15 protein-coding genes are annotated in these 15,481 nt (G+C 63.8%); 9 read left to right on the forward strand and 6 right to left on the reverse strand.

Annotated elements, in window-relative coordinates; all coding sequences use genetic code 11:
• Positions 1 to 23: 23 nt before the first annotated feature.
• On the reverse strand, positions 24 to 2,144 hold the full coding sequence (rlmKL, locus tag ACVOLS_RS09250) for a bifunctional 23S rRNA (guanine(2069)-N(7))-methyltransferase RlmK/23S rRNA (guanine(2445)-N(2))-methyltransferase RlmL (RefSeq protein ID WP_481545402.1): 2,121 nt from the start codon (positions 2,142 to 2,144) through the stop codon (positions 24 to 26).
• Positions 2,145 to 2,276: 132 nt separating this feature from the next.
• Complete coding sequence (locus ACVOLS_RS09255) at positions 2,277 to 2,804, reverse strand: hypothetical protein (protein WP_481545403.1); 528 nt, start codon at positions 2,802 to 2,804, stop codon at positions 2,277 to 2,279.
• 51 nt (positions 2,805 to 2,855) lie between these two features.
• On the opposite strand from ACVOLS_RS09255, the gene ACVOLS_RS09260 reads away from it, so the two are divergent.
• Complete coding sequence (locus tag ACVOLS_RS09260) at positions 2,856 to 3,419, forward strand: N-acetylmuramoyl-L-alanine amidase (protein WP_481545404.1); 564 nt, start codon at positions 2,856 to 2,858, stop codon at positions 3,417 to 3,419.
• 19 nt (positions 3,420 to 3,438) lie between these two features.
• On the opposite strand, the gene ACVOLS_RS09265 is transcribed toward ACVOLS_RS09260, so the two are convergent.
• From ACVOLS_RS09265 to ACVOLS_RS09275, 3 genes are read right to left on the reverse strand one after another with little or no spacing between them, the layout of a single operon-like run.
• Complete coding sequence (locus ACVOLS_RS09265) at positions 3,439 to 4,368, reverse strand: DUF1684 domain-containing protein (RefSeq protein ID WP_481545405.1); 930 nt, start codon at positions 4,366 to 4,368, stop codon at positions 3,439 to 3,441.
• Positions 4,369 to 4,427: 59 nt separating this feature from the next.
• A complete protein-coding gene (locus tag ACVOLS_RS09270) occupies positions 4,428 to 5,330 on the reverse strand; it encodes a sulfurtransferase (RefSeq protein ID WP_481545406.1) in 903 nt (300 codons plus the stop codon).
• Positions 5,327 to 6,130, reverse strand: coding sequence for a CoA pyrophosphatase (locus tag ACVOLS_RS09275; protein ID WP_481545466.1), 804 nt, complete (start codon positions 6,128 to 6,130; stop codon positions 5,327 to 5,329). Before ACVOLS_RS09275 ends, ACVOLS_RS09270 begins: the two co-directional genes overlap by 4 nt.
• A gap of 345 nt (positions 6,131 to 6,475) precedes the next feature.
• On the opposite strand from ACVOLS_RS09275, the gene ACVOLS_RS09280 reads away from it, so the two are divergent.
• Together ACVOLS_RS09280 and ACVOLS_RS09285 are read left to right on the forward strand one after the other, a co-directional pair.
• Positions 6,476 to 6,907: a post-PEP-CTERM-1 domain-containing protein gene (locus tag ACVOLS_RS09280; RefSeq protein ID WP_481545407.1), complete on the forward strand. Its 432-nt coding sequence runs from the start codon at positions 6,476 to 6,478 to the stop codon at positions 6,905 to 6,907.
• Positions 6,904 to 8,592 carry a PA domain-containing protein gene (locus ACVOLS_RS09285; RefSeq protein WP_481545408.1) on the forward strand — a complete coding sequence of 563 codons (1,689 nt, stop codon included), beginning with the start codon at positions 6,904 to 6,906 and terminating at the stop codon, positions 8,590 to 8,592. The genes ACVOLS_RS09280 and ACVOLS_RS09285 overlap by 4 nt, the downstream gene beginning before the upstream one ends.
• A gap of 368 nt (positions 8,593 to 8,960) precedes the next feature.
• On the opposite strand, the gene ACVOLS_RS09290 is transcribed toward ACVOLS_RS09285, so the two are convergent.
• Positions 8,961 to 9,662: an FKBP-type peptidyl-prolyl cis-trans isomerase N-terminal domain-containing protein gene (locus ACVOLS_RS09290; RefSeq protein ID WP_481545409.1), complete on the reverse strand. Its 702-nt coding sequence runs from the start codon at positions 9,660 to 9,662 to the stop codon at positions 8,961 to 8,963.
• Positions 9,663 to 9,832: 170 nt separating this feature from the next.
• Here ACVOLS_RS09290 and ACVOLS_RS09295 point away from each other — a divergent pair, with 170 nt between their 5' ends.
• From ACVOLS_RS09295 to pstS, 6 genes are all read left to right on the forward strand, one after another.
• Positions 9,833 to 10,615 (forward strand): enoyl-CoA hydratase/isomerase family protein, encoded by a 783-nt coding sequence (locus tag ACVOLS_RS09295; RefSeq protein ID WP_481545410.1) that lies wholly within the window; start codon positions 9,833 to 9,835, stop codon positions 10,613 to 10,615.
• Between the two features lie 7 nt (positions 10,616 to 10,622).
• Positions 10,623 to 10,982: a hypothetical protein gene (locus ACVOLS_RS09300; protein ID WP_481545411.1), complete on the forward strand. Its 360-nt coding sequence runs from the start codon at positions 10,623 to 10,625 to the stop codon at positions 10,980 to 10,982.
• Between the two features lie 137 nt (positions 10,983 to 11,119).
• A complete protein-coding gene (nth, locus tag ACVOLS_RS09305; RefSeq protein WP_481545467.1) occupies positions 11,120 to 11,761 on the forward strand; it encodes an endonuclease III in 642 nt (213 codons plus the stop codon).
• A gap of 169 nt (positions 11,762 to 11,930) precedes the next feature.
• Complete coding sequence (locus ACVOLS_RS09310) at positions 11,931 to 13,139, forward strand: OprO/OprP family phosphate-selective porin (protein ID WP_481508974.1); 1,209 nt, start codon at positions 11,931 to 11,933, stop codon at positions 13,137 to 13,139.
• A gap of 262 nt (positions 13,140 to 13,401) precedes the next feature.
• On the forward strand, positions 13,402 to 14,181 hold the full coding sequence (locus ACVOLS_RS09315) for a PA3715 family protein (RefSeq protein WP_481545412.1): 780 nt from the start codon (positions 13,402 to 13,404) through the stop codon (positions 14,179 to 14,181).
• Between the two features lie 115 nt (positions 14,182 to 14,296).
• Positions 14,297 to 15,316, forward strand: a complete 1,020-nt coding sequence (gene pstS / locus ACVOLS_RS09320) for a phosphate ABC transporter substrate-binding protein PstS (protein ID WP_481545413.1) — start codon at positions 14,297 to 14,299, stop codon at positions 15,314 to 15,316.
• The last annotated feature ends 165 nt before the right edge of the window (positions 15,317 to 15,481 follow it).

Here is a 15,481-nt window from a genome sequence, read left to right on the forward strand (position 1 = left end):
AGATGTGTATAAGAGACAGGTTCTCAGGCGCGGTGGATGCGGGCGTTGCGCTCGAAATCCGGGCCGATGGTCTGTGCGGAGATCTCGCGGCAGATGGCGAACTCGGCAACCGCGTTCTCGTCCAGCTTGAAGCGACGGAAGTTGTTGGAGAAATACAGCACGCCGTCGGAGGTCAAACGATCCATCGCCGCACGTAGCAGGCGCACGTGCTCGCGCTGGATGTCGAAGTCTTCGGCGCGTGCGGAGTTCGAGAACGTCGGCGGATCGCAGAAGATCACGTCGTAACGGTTCTTCTCCGCTTCCAGCCAGGTCACCGCATCGGCCTGCACCAGGGTGTGCTGGCTGCCGCCCTTGCCGTTGAGCGCGAGGTTGTCGGCACACCACTGCAGGTAGGTTCCCGACAGATCGACGCTGGTGGTCGAGGACGCACCCGCAACCGCGGCTTCGACGCTGGCCACGCCGGTGTAGCAGAACAGGTTGAGGAAGCGCTTGCCGCGTGCTTCCTGCGCCATATGCGTGCGCAGCGGGCGGTGGTCGAGGAACAGGCCGGTGTCCAGGTAATCGAACAGATTCACACGCAGCAGCGCGTTGTTCTCGCGCACCAGGATGAACTCACCGCGCTGTTCGAAGCGGCCGTACTTGCTGCCGCCCTTGCCGCGCTCGCGCGACTTCAGCGCGACCTGCTCGGCCGGCACCTGGAACACCTCACGGGCCGCAGCGAGCAGTTCGTTGCGGCGGCGGCGCACATCCACGTCCGGAATGGTCGCCGGCGCGGCGTATTCCTGCACATGCAGGAAGGTGCGGTTCTTGCCACCGTCTTCACGGTAGACGTCGATGGCTGCAGCGTATTCCGGCAGATCGGCGTCGTAGGCACGGAAGCAGGTGATGCCCTCGCGGTTCAACCAGTTTTTGAATTTCTTGAGGTTCTTGCGCAGGCGGTTGGCCACCATCTGCGCACCTTCGCTGAGCTCGCGCGGCTGGCCGGCGTTCTCGCGCTCAGGCACCGCAATCGGATCACAGACGATCAGCGCGCACTCGATGGCACCATTGAACATCTGGTACTTCTTGCTCGCGCGCAGGCCGGTGGCAAAGGCCAGATCGGCGCTGCCGCACAGCAGGCTTGCACGCCAGGTCGGCACCGCGCGCTTGAGTGCGTCGCCGATACGGCGATAAAGCACGGTGTCGGCAGCCAAACGCTCGTCGTAGGGCGGGTTGCAGACCACGCAGCCGGTCTCCTGTGGCGGCACCTGCACATCGGCCACGTCACGCACGCCGAACCAGATCGCCTCGCTGACGCCGGCCACTTCGGCATTTTCCTTGGCCGCACGGATGGCCTGCGGATCGATATCGCTGCCGTGGATGACCTGCTTGAGTGCAGCCCGGCCAACCTGCTCACGCTCGCGGGCTTCGGCCATCAGCTCCTTCCACTGCGTCTGGTCGAAACCGCGCCAGCGGCTTGGTGGGATGCTGCCGTGGCGCTGCAGGCCCGGCGCGACGTCGGCAGCCATCAGGGCGCCTTCGATCAGCAAGGTGCCGCTGCCGCACATCGGGTCGAGCAGACCACCGCCTTCGGCGTGGATCTTCGGCCAGTTGGCGCGCAGCAGCACGGCCGCGGCCAGGTTTTCCTTCAGCGGCGCGTCGTTCTGCGCCATGCGCCAGCCACGGCGGTGCATAGGACCTCCGCCGAGGTCGATCGAGATCGTCGCCCTGCCCTTGCGCAGCGACAGGTTGATGCGCACGTCCGGGAATTCCACGTTCACCGACGGCCGCTCCATGCCTTGCTCGCGCAGGCTGTCGACCACGCCATCCTTGACCCGCTGCGCGGCAAAGCGCGCATGGGTGATCGCGGTGCCGGACACGTGTGCGTCCACCGACAAGGTCAGTTCCGGGGTGATGTGCTGGTCCCATGGCATTGCCGCCACGCCTTGATACAGCGAGTTCTCATCCGGGCACTCGAATTCCTGCAGCGGCCACAGCACCCGGCTGGCCAGCCGCGACCACAGCACCACGCGCTGCGCATCGCGCAGTTCGCCCTCGGCATTGACGCCGGAAACGGTGGCGGTCGCCCGCGGCAGGCCCATCGCCAGCAGTTCGTCGGCGAGCAGGTATTCAAGGCCCTTGGCGCAGGAAACAAAGAAATTCACGGGAGATATCAACTTTCAGAAAGGGAATCAGGCCAGCCAGACGGACAGGCACATTGGCCGGCCCCGGGGCATCCAGGGGCTCTATTGTAGGCAGTTGCCCGCCGCGCCGTCGGATTCAGCCGACGGCCGCGTTCACAAACCGCGCAGCAAGGCCTCAAAGGCCTGGCAGGAGGCATCCACATGGCGCATCAGGCGGTGGCCGTCATTGACCAGCAGCAGCCGCGCTTTGCGCTCGGCGGCCCACGCGATGACATCGGCAGCCGGGATCAGCTCGTCGTTCCAGGCATGGACCACGCTGATCGGCACCGCGGCGGCGTCCAGCGCCGGCATCGGCCCCATCGTGGTCGGCGGCACCATCAGGAACAGCCCGGCCACCGGCACCTGCAGCGAGGTGATCGCGGAGATATAGGCGCCCAGGCTCGACCCGGCCAGCACCAGCGGGCCCTGTGCGGCCTTTTCAGCCGCCCGCTCGATCAGCCGCTGCAGCCGTGCCGGTACATCGCCGACCCGGCTGATCTCGCTTCTGGCATCCAGATCGGTGTAGTCCGGGCGTTCATGGCTCCAGCCCAGGCGTTCGGCAACGTCGGCAAGCGCGGTGACCTTGGTGGCATCCGGGCCACTCTCGAAGCCGTGCGACAGAATGCAGTGGCCGCGGCTCATGGCTGGCGGCAAGTCATGGGGGAATTCATGCGTGAATGCTAGCATCCACGCATGCACCTGCCGCCCCCCATCATTGCCAAGCCGCTGACCTACGAACACCAGTTGGCGCAGCGCAAGCTCGCCGATATCGACCTGGTGGTGATCCACTGCACCGAGTTGCCGGACCTGGCCACAGCGCGCGAATACGGCGAACGTGCGCTCTACGACAACGGCAGCGGCAACAGCGGTCACTACTACATCGACCGCGACGGCAGCATCCAGCAATACATCGCACTGGACCGAGTCGCCCACCACGTGCGCGGCATCAACCCGCGTTCGATCGGCATCGAGCTGGTCAACCGTGGCCGCTGGCCGAACTGGTTCGACTCCAACAACCAGGCCATGACCGAGCCCTACCCCGAAGCGCAGATCGCTGCGCTGGTACGCCTGCTGGAATGGCTGCCGCAGGCGGTGCCGTCACTGCGTTACATCGCCGGCCATGAGCAGTTGGACACAGCCCTGGAACCGGCCAGCGACAACCCCAGCCTCAACGTGCAGCGCAAGCTCGATCCGGGCCCGATGTTCCCCTGGGAGTTGGTGCTGCGCGCGATTGATCTGCAGCAGTTGCCGGACTGAGCAACTCCCCAACCGCCGCTTACTGCGGCAGGTACTGGAACTTCTCACCTGCCGTCACCGCAAGATCCAGGCGATTGATGGCCGGCGCGATGGGGCACACCACGTGCGGAGTGAACGCGCAGGGCGGGTTCTCGGCGCGATTGAAATCCAGCTGCACCACGCCGTCGGTGGGCATGGCCGCGTATATGTAACGGGCACCACCATAGGTTTCGCGGCCGCTGGTGCGGTCTGATAGCAGGAAGAACAAGCGGCGTGATGGCGGTGCGGCTTCATCCAACACCGGCTGCAGCGTGTAGCTGCGTCCATTGACCTCAAACACGGCCTCGCCCGGCACGACGGCCGGCAAGGGGGTGCCGATCGAGGTCAACAACACCGCCTGTTTGGGCCCCGGAAACGGCCGCCATTGCGCCCTGATGTTCCATTTCGGGTCGACCGGGAAGTGTTCGATAGCGGTGAACTCCAGCCGTCGCGGCGATTGCGGGTCGCGATAACGCCACCCCAGGATGCTGCCGGTGCGCACCAGATAGAACTCCGAATCACCCACTTGAACGCGGCTGGCCTCGTTCATATGGGCCACACCGGGGACAAGAATCGCCCGCTCCAACGGCTGACCGTTGATCCGGGCACCCGCGCGACTACCTGCGGTGAAGATGGCCTCACCGTCTCGGTCCACCTGCAGGAAACCGAGATCTGCGGGGCCACTGGGCAACACCACATCATTGGCCTCGGCACTGCCCACCCGGTAAGCACCGGCCTTGAGCCGCCCCGAGCCGGTATAGCTGAGCCAACCCTCGGGCGCGCGCAGTTGCGCCAGACGCTGCGTCCGCCACTGTTCAACCTCGCGCAGATACTGACGCGCCGCATCGCCGGACAAGCCGTTGCCTGGCGCATTGCATGCACCAAGAACCACCATCACCAGCACCACGCCTAGCCATTTCAATGAACGCACGCTTCCCCCGAAGCATTCATACCCATCGGCACCGCGCCCACTCGCGGCGTACTGATCACTCAACGTGTGGCGACTGGCCGGCCTGCATCGCTGGACCAACCACTCCAGGAATCACTGAATACACGCAGCCCAGGCAAACCCGCATGTGCAAACGCCAAGGCCAGATGACAGGCGGTGACACCCGAACCACACATCACCGCCACCTGCGCCGGCGCCTGCCCGGACAACAGCGGCTCCAACTCGGCACGCAGTTCCTGCGCCGGACGGAAACGACCATCACGCAGATTCATGCCGAACGGTCGGTTCAGCGCGCCGGGTACATGCCCCGCTACGCGGTCCAGGGGCTCGACTTCGCCGCGGTAGCGTTCACCTGCACGCGCGTCCAGCAACCATGCTGGCGTCTGCGCCAAGCGCGACTGCACCTCATCGACACTGACAACCTGGGTCATGTCGAACTGGCCGGGATAGGCTGGCAATGCAGCCACCACAACCGGGGCCGCATCAGCCGCGTGCCCTGCCGCCTGCCAAGCGGCCAGACCGCCATCAAGCACGGCGACCTTGCGATGGCCGATCAGACGCAGCAGCCACCACAGGCGCGCCGCCGCCATGCTGCCATCGGCCGCATCGTAGACCACCACCTGGGTATCGGGCGCAATACTCCAGTGTCCCAGACGCGCTGCAAACACGTCACTGTCCGGCAACGGGTGTCGGCCATGCCCCTGCTTGCGCATGTCCGACAGATCCTTCTCCAGATCCGCATGGAGCGCACCGGGAATATGTGCGGCCGCATAGCCAGCGGCACCTGCCTGCTTGTCCGCCAATGAATAACGCGCATCCATCACCCGCACCGCGGTGCTGGCGGTGGCGCGGGCATCGACCACGCGCAACTCGGGCTGCGCCAAGGCATCGGCCAGGTCCGCTACGTCCACCAGCGTAGTCCACGAAACGCCAACCTGGCTCATGCCACCTGCTCCAAACGACGACGAAGGTTGTAAAGGATGGCTGCGGTCGCGCCCCAGATGCGCTGCCCGGGCCAGCTGTACTCCATGACATGACGGATACGCCCGCCATGCTCGATATCCACCTGGCGCAGATTGGCCGGGTCCATCAGGTAATCCAGTGGCACCTCGAACACCTCGGCCACTTCACCGGGTTCGGGACGTGCGATGAACGCCGGGTCCACAACCGCGACCACCGGCGTCACCCGGAAGCCAGTGATGGTGATGAAGGGGTCCAGGTAACCCAGGGCCAATACCTGGTTGCGCGGCAAGGCGATTTCTTCGTCGCTCTCGCGCAGCGCAGCCGCCAGCGGATTGCGATCGAGGGTTTCGATGCGGCCACCGGGAAACCCGACTTGCCCACCATGGTTGCGCAGCGCTTCGGTACGACGGGTCAAGATCACCTGCGTGCCCTGCGCGCGCGGCACCAGGCCCGCCAATACCGCCGCTTCCACCGGCGGCCCGGGCGGCAATAGATCCTCCAGCTCCGAGCGGTTCCAGCCCGGCCCTGTTGGCGTCTGAGTCAGTGGCATCAAGGCCTGCTGCAGCCGATCAAGGCCCCGCAGTTGCTCGGCAAACGCCTGCGCGTGGCGTGCGCGCCTTGGCAGCTCATGTGTCATCACCCGCCGCCGCTCGTCCTCGCTCATGCGCATCCAGGCACCGATCTCGGCGCCATTGCGCCAGCAACCACGGCAGAAGCCCTGCTCATCAAGCGCGCAGATGCCAATACAGGGGCTGGAGATGACACGAGCAGGTGCATCCATCAATTCCGACATCACGCTAGCGTAACGCGAGGCGCACTTCCGGACCAGTTATCCACCCGTGTCGGCAAGGGATCTGCCCAGTCCGGATGACGAACCAGGGACAACACCCAAGCCAATTCAGCAAGTCCAGACAATGCTTAAGCCCATTCATTATGTGACCCCTATCAAACTATGGTTGAGCAGCGGTTCATCTCCGGGCACACTCCAGTTGCCGGCAGGGGGAACACGAACCATCCAATGCGCGTGACGCGCGTTCGATCAGCGTGGCTGTTGGACACCTGCCTCGCACGCATATGGATGGAGCCTTATCGCTTTTCACTCTGTAAGCGGAGCTCGGAAATGAGAATGGCAAAACCCTCCTTGTTGTTATCGGCGCTGGCACTGTCGGCCAGCCTTTCAGTACAGGCCCATGAGCCGCCAACGGACGGCAACCCAAGTACCCCTACCGAAAGCGGCATGGTCGCCGGCATCGATGCCAAGACCGGCAAGCTGCGCAAACTCACCGATACCGAGATCCGAGCACTTTCCGACAGGGCCAACGCAATGCCCTCGGCAAGCCGCAGCGCCGCCGGCACCAATGCCGCCTGGGCACGCATTCCGCAAACCGGCACCGATGCCGCCAAAACCGTCCGCCTGCAGAGCAACGGCATGAGCACGGCTGACCTACCACTGTCCGCGCTGAATTCCTTGAGCATCGAACGCACTGCCACCGGCGAAGTGCGGATCCTGGAGAACGGCGACCCGCTCTCCTACGGCAAACAGGAGGTGTCCGAATGAAGACCTTGCTGCTTTCGGCCGTCATTGGCACTTGCCTGCTCAGCGCGCCTGCGCACGCCGCCATCATCACCCCAATCAACCAGGACCCTGCTGGCAAAGGACTCAACGACCCCACCCTGCGTGCACCGGAAGGCGGTAATCCCGGCAAGACGGTGGGTGAGCAACGCCGCATCGTCTATCAATTTGCCGCCGACCTATGGGGGGCGGTACTGCAGAGCGATGTGGAGACCTTAGTCGGTGCCAGTTTCCAGGACCTGACCTGTACCGCTACCGGCGGCACCTTGGGCTCGGCCGGCGCATCATGGATCGCAACTACGCCACCGACCGGGACCGAACTGGGCATGATCTACCACGCCCCCTTGGCCAACGCCCTCAATGGCAGCCGCATCACCATCAGCAGCGCCGGCACCGACATCACCAGTCGCTTCAACAACAATCTCGGCGGCAGCAATCCGGACGGCACGCCGTGCATGACCGGTTCGGGCTGGTATTACGGGCTGGACGGCAAGGCACCCGACAACCGGGTCAGCTTCCTCGACGTGGTGATGCATGAAATCGGCCATGGCCTGGGCTTCTCCGGCTTCGTCGGCTACACCACCGGGCGACTGGGCGAACGCATCGGTATTCCGCAGTACTACGGCTACTCGGACGTCTACACCGAGAACGCCTACGACAACCTGTCCGGCAAACGCTTCACCGAAGCCAGCATGACCAACGCGTTGCGCGCCACATCGATCAAGACCCGTGGTGCGCCAGCCTGGAATGGCACAACCACCAGAGCACAGACACCACTGTGGCTGGACCCTGCCGTCGTGCTGTCGGTCAACGGCAGCAGCGTGGTCACGCAGTTCTTTGGAACCGCATCGTTCGGCCCTCCGGCCACACCGGCCAACTTCGCCGGCGCGGTCGCCATTGCCAACGATGGCACCGGTGCCGACACCGCTGATGCCTGCGAAGCAATTCCTGCCGGCAGCCTCAATGGCAAAGTGGCCTATATCAACCGCGGCGGATGCGCGTTCGAGATCAAGGCAGCCAACGCCCAGGCAGCAGGCGCAGTCGCGGCAATCATCGGCAATGTCGCCAGCTCCGGTGATCCGGGTACCGCACCAGGCATGGCGGAAGACCCCAGCGTCAATGCGACCATCCCGACCCTGAGCGTCAACCTCGCCGATGCCAATCTGATCAAGGCAGCGGCACAGGCAGGCACAGCGCTGACTGCGGCATTGGGAGAAGTTGCCGGACGTTATGCCGGCGCCGATGCCAGTGGGCGTCCGCTGCTGTACGCACCAGCGGTGGTTGCCAGCGGTTCGACGTTCTCACACTTTGAAAGTGTGTTGATCCCCGATGCATTGATGGAGCCGGCCAACAGCCCCAATACCGACGCCGGCCGCATGGTCGACCTCACCTTGGCGGCGTTTGTCGATGAGGGCTGGGAACTGAATGCCGGCACTGCACGCATCGGCAGCTGCGATACGGGGGTAAAACTGTTCAAGAACCCGGGCTTGATCGCCGGTGCCAATGTGCAGGCACAGGATCGCCTGTGCCGCACCACAGCCAACGGCAACCGAGCGCTCTACCTGCGTTGCATGAACGACACCGCCGCCTCGCTGAAAGCCGTGAATCTGATCAGCACGGTTGAGCAGGCCGGCATCCGCACATGCGCTGCCAAGGTGACTACGCCGTAAATCCAGTCGAGCAGAGATTGCCTGTAGTGCCGAGCCATCCTCGGCGGAGGCTCTACAAGCGAAACCAGCAGCTCGTCCAGAAACAGCACTGGATAGTGAACAAAGAGCCGACGCCTTGATGGCGCCGGCTCTTCTTTTCTTGCACGGCACTGACGGTTACCTGGCCTGCAACAACCCAGCCTGCGATGGTCGGCTACTGCGGCCTTGGCCAGTTGCGCGCCTGCACTGGGCTGATCGTTGATGAAGCGCAACTGCTGGTGTCACCGGGAAAGCCCCTGCCGAGCGTGGCTCGGCACTGCATGCGCTTGCAGGCAAAAAGAAAGCGCCGGTGTTGCCACCGGCGCTTCCATTGCATCACTGGGTCGCTATTACTTGACGCTGACCAGCTTGATTTCGAACTGCACAGCCACGTTCGGCGGGAACGGGGTACGCGGATCGGCACCGTAGGCCTTGTCCGGCGGCAGGGTCACTTCCCACTTGGCGCCCGACGGCATCTGCAGCAGGGTTTCACGCATGGCGGCCATCTCGACTTCGCTCAGCTTGATCGACGGAATCGACTGTGCCGGACGAGCTTCGGTCGGGCGCTGGCCGTACGGGAACGGACCGGCAACTTCCAGGGCAACCGTGCTGGCCTGGGTCGGCTTGGCGCCGGCACCGGCTTCGATCACGCGGTACTGCACGCCGCTGGCCAGGGTCTGCACGCCGGCCTTGGCCTTGTTGGCGGCAATGAACTGGTCACTGCGGGTCTTGTTTTCGGCAGCAGCCTTGTCGTATTCGGCCTTGGCAGCCTGGGCACGGCCCTGCTCACGACGCTGGAATGCTTCAACGGCCGGCTTCAGCTGATCGGCGGTGATCGCCGGCTGCTTCTTGGCGTAGGCATCCTGCAGGCCCTTCACCACCGAAGCGATGTCCAGCTGCTCGCCACGACCAGTGAGCTCGGCCAGGTTGTTACCGTAGTCATAGCCGAAGTAATAGCTCAGCTTGCCCTTCTCGGACGCGATGTCCTGGGCGAAAGCGGTGCCGGTGACGGCCAGGGCGGCCACGGCGACCGCAATAGAACGCAACTTCATCAAACAGTTCTCCAGGAATGGTGTCTCAAGGCAAGCATGCCGCCTGAGGCGACGGGTTAGGATAGCCGTCACAAAGGCTGTCCGCCACTGACGACGCTCACCTATGACCGCCTTCGGTTGAAAGAGTTCAATTCATTACTTTTTTTTAACGTTTCGAGGCTTTTCCCCCTATGTCCGAGTCACCGGTTTCGATCAGCACCCATGCAGGCGTCCGCACCATCACCGTGCAGCGTCCGGAAAAGCTCAACGCACTCAACCGGCTGACTCTGGAAACGCTGGATGCCGCCTTTGTCGAGGCGGCATTGGCCGAGGACGTAAGAGTCGTAATCCTGACCGGCGCAGGCAGCAAAGCCTTCGTTGCAGGTGCGGACATCGCCGAAATGAATACGCTGACCCCGGTTCAGGGCCGCGATTTCTCGCTGGTCGGGCAACGCCTGATGCGCCGTATCGAGCGCCTGAACAAGCCGGTCATCGCAATGGTGAACGGTTTCGCACTGGGTGGCGGCATGGAGCTGGCCATGGCCTGCCACCTGCGCATCGCCGCCGACAGCGCCAAGGTCGGCCAGCCGGAGATCAATCTGGGTCTGGTACCGGGTTTCGGCGGCACCCAGCGTCTGCTGCGCCTGGCTGGCCGTGCGGCGGCGCTGGAACTTTGCCTGCTCGGTGCACCGATCAGCGCCGAGCGCGCCCAGCAACTGGGCCTGGTCAACCGCGTGGTGCCAGCCGCCGAGCTGGAAGCGGAGACCAGCAAGCTGGCCGAGCAGCTGGCCAATGCCGCGCCACTGGCCCTGCGCGGCATCCTCGACGCGATCAACGTCGGTGGTGAGTGCGCTATCGAGGAAGGACTGGAATACGAAAGCGCGCAGTTCGGCCTGGTGTTCTCCACCGATGACATGCGCGAAGGCACCAGCGCCTTCCTGGAACGCCGCAAGCCGGAATTCAAGAATCGCTGAGTTGTCCATGTCCACAGCAAGCGCCACACCCCGCCAACTGCTGCAGTTCGTACTGGATGATGATCTGGATGCGGCACTGCGCGCCGGGCTGATGGACTACCAACCGCAGCCCGGCGACACGCTGTTGGATCCTGCGCACCCTGACCTGCCGCAACAACTGCAGCAGGCACAGCAGCAGCTGGACGCCGCCTGGGCCGCACGTGAGCGCCATCGTGCCCGTGCCGCACGGCTTGAACGCCGTGATGCCGAGCGTCAGGCGCGTCGCGCGCCGCCGCCGGTAGCGGACAGCAAGCCCGCCCTGCCCTCCGCGGCGGCGGCCATCCTGGCCCGGGCCAAGGCGCGGGCGGCAGGAAGTTCCGCAACATGAAGTCAGTAGCTGTGAAGAAAACGACGGTAAACACGGCAGCCGCGAAGAAAATCGGCGCAAAGAAAATCGCGGTGAAAACCGCGGCGGCAAAGAAAGCTGCAACGCCGAAGACCAGTTCGGCCCGCGGCAGCAAGCGCATGACTGCCGCCGAAGTGCGGGAGATGTTCACCCGCCTGCGCGAGCTCAATCCGCATCCGACCACCGAGCTTGAATACAGCACGCCGTTCGAGCTGCTGGTGGCAGTGACCTTGTCGGCACAGGCCACCGATGTGGGCGTCAACAAGGCAACCCGCAAGCTGTTCCCGGTGGCCAATACCGCCCAAGCCATTCTTGCCTTGGGCGAAGAAGGACTGAAGCCTTACATCGCCACCATCGGCCTGTTCAACGCCAAGGCCAAGAACGTGATTGCCGCCTGCGCGATCCTGGTCGAAAAATACGGCGGCCAAGTACCGGCCGAACGTGCCGCGCTGGAAGCCCTGCCTGGGGTTGGCCGCAAGACCGCCAACGTGGTGCTCAACACTGCTTTTGGCCAACCGACGATGGCGGTGGACACGCATATTTTCCGCGTCTCCAACCGCACAGGGCTGGCCCCGGGCAAAGATGTGCGGGTGGTCGAGGATGGCCTGATGAAGGTGATTCCGGAAGAATTTCTGCAGGATGCGCACCACTGGCTGATCCTGCATGGGCGCTATGTCTGCAAGGCGCGCAAGCCGGATTGTCCGCAATGCGTGATCCGCGACCTCTGCCACTTCAAGGACAAGACCGCTGATGCTGCCTGAGCGTCGGCGGTTGCCATCTGCACGACACTTTCCCGTAACAGCCAATAGGCCAAATACGCAGGCCCTTGTGTCCCGGGGCCAAAGCTGGTCGCCGAACTGTCACATTTACGCAATCTTTACGCCCTAGCCTTCGCAGCAACCTCCAACTGCCTGCAAGGCTACCCACCCAATGAAACTGCATCGCCAACTCCTCACTGCGGCCGTGGCTGCTGCACTGTTCGCGCCGGCTGCACACGCTGAAGTCGCCATCGACGTTATTGGCGGTTCCGAAATCACCTTCGAAGGCCTGGTCCAGGCTGACGGCAACTGGTTCAGCAATGACAAGGCCGACTTGAACGGCGTTGCCAAGAACGGCAAGGACAGCGAGTTCGAACTGCGCCGCGCCGAGCTGGTGCTGAAGGGCAAGGGCCCGGGCAACATCGAGTGGGTGGTCGGTTATGACGCCAAGGCTGACAAGTTCCTGGACACCAACGTCAAGTACAAGCTGGGCGGCAACAGCAACCACTTCCTGCAGGCCGGCCAGTACAAGCAGCCGAACAGCCTGGAAGAACTGTCCAGCACCAAGAACAACGACTTCATCTCCAAGGCCACGGTCACCAACACCTACGCAGTTGCCCGCCGCCTCGGCGTTGGCTACGGCGTTGGCGATGCCAACTGGTCGGTCACCGCGTCGGCCTTCGGCCGTGAGCTGACTCGTGACCTGGCCCACGGCAGTGGCTACGGCGTGCGCGGCACCTTCGCCCCGATCAACGAGAAGGGCAACATCCTGCACCTGGGCCTGAGCTACGTCGACTACGACACCGACGCCGACCTGCTGCGCCTGCGCGCACGTCCGAACGCCGATCTGGCCACCGTGCGCCTGGTCGACAGCGGCGACCTGAAGGACACCGACCGCCTGAGCACCATCGGCGCCGAAGCCATGTATGTGCGCGGCCCGTTCAAGGCCCAGGGCGAGTACTACAGCTCCAAGGCCAAGCGTTACGACCACGACAACTACAGCACCGACGGTTACTACATCAGCGGCGTGTGGAACGTGACCGGTGAGACCTGGGGTTACAAGGGTGGCACCCCGAGCCTGGGCCTGCCGGATGAGCCGGGCCGTGGCATGTGGCAGCTGGGCGCACGCTTCGACCATATCGATCTGAACGACGGCGGCCTGAAGGCGCCGGCCGTGGTCGGCGGTACCCCGCTGGTGGACGGCGTGCTCGGCGGCAAGATGGACATCTGGACCGTGGGCGCCAATTGGTACTGGCGCTCCAACTTCAAGGCCTCGCTGAACTACGTGATGGTCGACAGCAACAAATACGTCGCCAAGGACAAGAAGTTCGTCAGCGACAAACCGGACATCCTCGAAGCGCGCCTGCAGTTCTTCTGGTAAGCATTGGCTGCATGCAACACCACGAACGCCCCGCAAGGGGCGTTCGTCGTTTCGGCGATTGTGATTTTGTAGGAGCGGCGTAAGCCGCGAAGCCGATAAGGTTTGCGCGCAAGCAGTTGCCGCAATCTGAAGGTCTGTCAGCTTCGCGGCTCACGCCGCTCCTACAACGGCGGGCGCAGCTGCGCTTGCTGAAGCTGTGTAAGCTTCGCAGCTTACGCAGCTCCCACAACCAACTCCGGGGGCACTCCAACCGGACGGATCCATGCGCACCTGCTTGCTTGCACTGCTGTTTTCCCTGCCTTTCACAGCCTTCGCCCAGGGCTGCGGTGATGACGCCGCTGCGCGCATCACCCAGGCCTACCAGCAACGCGATGGCAACGCACTGCCCGACCGTCCTGGCTGGGCCATCGATGCCGAGCGCGGCGCCTGCCGGGTATGGCCCGCCGATACCTCACTTACGCTGATTGCGGTGCCGTTTCTGGGCCCGGAGGGACCCAATGGTGACTCCCAGTCGGGCGACCTGGATGTACTGGTGGTTGACAGCGCTAGCCTGCGCTCACGCGCATCACTCCGCCTGCCTGACGTGATGAGCAGCGATGCCATCCATGTCGACAGCGTTGGTCTGGATACCGCGCGTTACAACCTCTCGCCCGGCGTGCGCGCGTTCGGCGTGCGCAGCTCACGCAGCAACTCCTCGCAGCCCAACCCGTTCAGCGAAACCCGCCTGCAGCTGCTGGTGTTCAGCGGCAACATACTGGAAGCAATTACCGGGCAGATCGTGGTGTCCAGCAGCGGCGGTGAGTGGGACACCCGCTGCGCCGGTGAATTCCATGAAACAAAGCGCACGTTGGAAGTTGGCCCCTCCCCGGCGCAAGGCTGGGCAATGCTGACAATCCGTGAACGCGGCAGTTCAACCGTGAACCACGAAGATACCAAAGGTGACTGCGTGGAAGCCCGCGAAGATCAGCCGGTGCGTAGCTTCAAGCTGCTACCAAAGGGCCGCAGCTACCCGCTGCCCAGCGAGGTTGAAGCGGCATTCTGATCACATGCGTCACTGTCATATGTGCGTCATATGACAGACGCTGCGCTGTCATCAAATGGTTATGGAATAGGCGCCGGGGCGGAAACCACCGCACATCAACTCCCAGGAGCCATTCGTGATCCACGCCATCAAATCGCGCGCCGCTGTAGCCATCCTTGCAGCGTCGTCCGTGTTCGCCGCCAATGCTGCCGATGTTACCGGCGCTGGCGCTTCCTTCATCTACCCGGTGATGTCCAAGTGGTCGGCCGATTACAGCGCCGCCACCAGCAACCGCGTCAACTACCAGTCGATCGGCTCGGGCGGCGGTATTGCCCAGATCAAGGCCAATACCGTTGATTTCGGCTCGTCCGATGCCCCGCTGAAGCCGGAAGAACTCGCCTCGGCCGGCCTGGTGCAGTTCCCGTCGGTGATCGGCGGCGTGGTGCCGGTACTCAACGTGCCGGGCGTGGAAGCCGGTGCGATGAAGCTGGATGGCCCGACCCTGGCCAACATCTTCCTGGGCAAGATCACCAAGTGGAATGACCCGGCCATCGCCGCGCTCAATACCGGCCTGACCCTGCCGGACACCAAGATTACCGTCGTGCACCGTTCCGATGGCTCGGGCACCACCTTCAACTTCGTCAACTTCCTGTCCAAGGTCAACGCCGACTGGAAAACCACCGTCGGTGAAGGCACCAGCGTCCAGTGGCCGGTCGGTATCGGCGGCAAGGGCAACGAAGGCGTGGCCGCCTACGTCAAGCAGATCCGTGGCTCGATCGGTTATGTCGAGTTTTCCTACGCCCTGCAGAACCGCCTGACCTTCTCGCGCATGAAGAACGCCGCCGGCAACTTCGTGCAGCCGCGTGACGAGACCTTCTCGGCCGCAGCCGCCAGCGCCGATTGGGCCAACGCACGTGATTTCTACCTGGTGATGACCAACGCCCCGGGTGAGCAGGCATGGCCGATCACCGCCACCAACTTCATCCTGATGCGCAAGCAGCCGAAGAGTGCTGCAGGTGCCAAGGCCGCGGTTGAGTACTTCCGCTGGATCTACGCCAACGGTGACGCGCAGGCCCGTCAGCTCGACTACGTGCCGCTGCCGGATCCGCTGGTCCGCCAGATCGAAACCTACTGGCAGCAGAACCTGCGTTACTGAGTAAAGAGCCGGCGAGTCCCTCTCCCTCGCCGTCTCAAGCGCGGATCACGTGATCCGCGCTTTTTTTTGACTTTTGTGGGAGCGGTGTAAGCCGCGAAGCTCAAAATCCCGAAAGCCCAGTAGAGCCGAGCCATGCTCGGCTGAGGCTCCACCGGTAAAGCCCCT

The organism is Stenotrophomonas sp. STEN038 (genome assembly GCF_056759895.1).